This window comes from Variovorax sp. KK3 (assembly GCF_001984055.1).
Taxonomy (GTDB): Bacteria; Pseudomonadota; Gammaproteobacteria; order Burkholderiales; family Burkholderiaceae_C; genus Variovorax.
In genome coordinates, this window is the sequence record NZ_LYVO01000168.1 from 1 (window position 1) to 2,010 (window position 2,010).

The 2,010-nt window shown below is 56.4% G+C and carries 4 protein-coding genes; all 4 read left to right on the top strand.

What is annotated here, in order from left to right; translation table 11 throughout:
* Nucleotides 1-723 (top strand): RHS repeat-associated core domain-containing protein (locus B0W80_RS34600; protein WP_143684915.1); only part of this gene is annotated, 723 nt, incomplete at its 5' end.
* A 361-nt stretch (nt 724-1,084) separates the two neighbouring features.
* Nucleotides 1,085-1,393 (top strand): hypothetical protein, encoded by a 309-nt coding sequence (locus B0W80_RS35290; RefSeq protein ID WP_143684916.1) that lies wholly within the window; start codon nt 1,085-1,087, stop codon nt 1,391-1,393.
* Nucleotides 1,394-1,400: 7 nt separating this feature from the next.
* Nucleotides 1,401-1,646, top strand: a complete 246-nt coding sequence (locus B0W80_RS35295; protein WP_143684917.1) for a hypothetical protein — start codon at nt 1,401-1,403, stop codon at nt 1,644-1,646.
* A 2-nt stretch (nt 1,647-1,648) separates the two neighbouring features.
* Nucleotides 1,649-1,921 (top strand): hypothetical protein, encoded by a 273-nt coding sequence (locus tag B0W80_RS33935; RefSeq protein ID WP_143684918.1) that lies wholly within the window; start codon nt 1,649-1,651, stop codon nt 1,919-1,921.
* Nucleotides 1,922-2,010: the final 89 nt, after the last annotated feature.

Consider the following 2,010-nt stretch of genomic DNA (forward strand, 5'->3'; position numbering starts at 1 on the left):
AGCAATCCGAATCCGGGGACGACCAACATCTCTGAGGTCATCTTCAACAAGCGTTTCGACGGGCAGTACTTCGACAAGGAGTCGGGGCTGCACTACAACTATTTCCGGACCTACTGCCCTACCTGCGGCCGGTACACGCAGAACGATCCAGCCGGACTGAGCGGTGGTCTGAATCGTCATCTCTTTGTTTCCGGCAACGCGCTGAGAGGCTCCGATCCTTACGGGCTATTCGAGTACTTGCCCACGCCCATCGGCCCTTTGCCTGTTCCTTTGCCGCCCGCACCGATGGGGGCGCCCCCCAGCTTCGATCCCGAGAACCCCTATGGCCGAGGCGCACCAGCGAGCGTTCCACAGTGGAAACCATCCGTTGTCACGCCTGGCGCAATCGTCGGTGAATGCTTGGAACTGGGCAGGCGGCTAGCCGGATGGATGCAATCAACGCTGGGCCCAGATGACTTGCGAGGAAAGAGCCGAGGCGAGTTGGAGCAACTCGCAAGGGATAGGGGTTTCGTCCAAGATGCCAAGAGGGCAAACAAGTGGCGCGATCCCACAACCGGCGATGAACGCATGCGAATCGATCCAGGTCACGTTGACCCAACAACGGGTCTTCCTTATATCAATCCGCGCGCCGCGCAACCGCACGTGCACGGCTACGATAGCAACGGAAACAAGATACGTGATCCTCAAGCGGGCAATGATCCCCACTTTCCAATCAATCCGTAGAGGCCATGATGGACAAGCCTGAACAAGAGATTCATTCCGCTGCTAGCGGCGACCTTGAGGTTTGGTTGGACCCGGCAGGGGTCATTTGCTTAAAAGTGCGATCGAGTTTCAACGATCCTGTGGAACTTGGAGAGCGCGAGGCGCTAGCACTTGCGCAACTTCTCTCAAAGCTCGTCCAACAGCTTCGGGAATAGGCGAGGACACCAGAAGAGTTCATGCGCACTAGCCACCTATCGACCGCGCTTGAACGAATGGCGTAGCGCTCAAGCACTTTGGCTAGCGAGACCAGCCGCACTCGACAACACCCCAATGTAATCGTCACCTCTCCAAGATGAGCTTCGCACATATCCGACTTACGAAGGTGACAGAGAACGAACGTGAGGTCTCGTTTGTCGTTTTATCGCCTGACTTCAATGACGCTCACGAATGGCAGGAGATTGCAAGCCTCTCCGTTAGTCGTACGCAAAACACACACGTTCTTGCGCCGAAAAACGCCTGGGCTGATCAAAAGGTGGTGCCGCCATATGTCTATGGGCTGAGTGAACCCGAAATGCGAAAAGTATTGTCTTCTGAGTTCACCGGCTATGGTTATGGCGCATGGACGGGGCGCATTTGGTCCCAGATACGAAAAATGCAGGAGTCAGGCATCTACCCTGATGAAGCCCCGTGAGCAGCCTATGAAGCCGTTCGTTGGCGATGCAAATCAAGGCGGCAGATACGTTCTTCCGTTCCAAGTCGAAGGACTGCTGTCGAGAGACGACGGCCTGCCCCTCAAGAACGCTATGGTGAGTGCCTACGGCGTACCGGCATCTCAGACGCTCAGAGAGGCGTGGACTTTTCGCCTTTTCTTAAACAATGGCTGGATCGTCGATTTCTCTTCTGCTTGCACCGGCATTGGCGGTGGAACGAAATGGGGAGCTTGAACTTGAGCTTTCTTGCCCAGAAGCCCGCGAATGACCCGACCGCGTGGCAGGTGACTCCGCTGACGAACTTTCGCGTATATTCGGTCGAGCAACTGATCTACGAGGATGTGGACGTCTATGCTGAATGCGGGCTCGTCCTGACAGACGTTGCGCAACGAGAACTGGTCGTGGCGGCGGGCGTCTCTCCTGGCTCGGTAACGGTTGCCTCGCCTACATCTGGTGATCTGTTTGATCCAGAACCTGCCATCGACAAGCTGAGACGCCGGTCGCTTTGAGTTGTGCGCGACCAGCAGTGTTAGCGAGTTCCTTTGGATTCCGGCTCGATGGATTGGTCAGCCGCACCATCCCCCCGAATATCCACCCC

What these genes read in the sequence shown, in the direction of transcription:
- B0W80_RS35295 (WP_143684917.1), top strand. Translation starts at nt 1,401, where the DNA reads ATGAAGCCGTTCGTTGGCGATGCAAATCAAGGCGGCAGATACGTTCTT.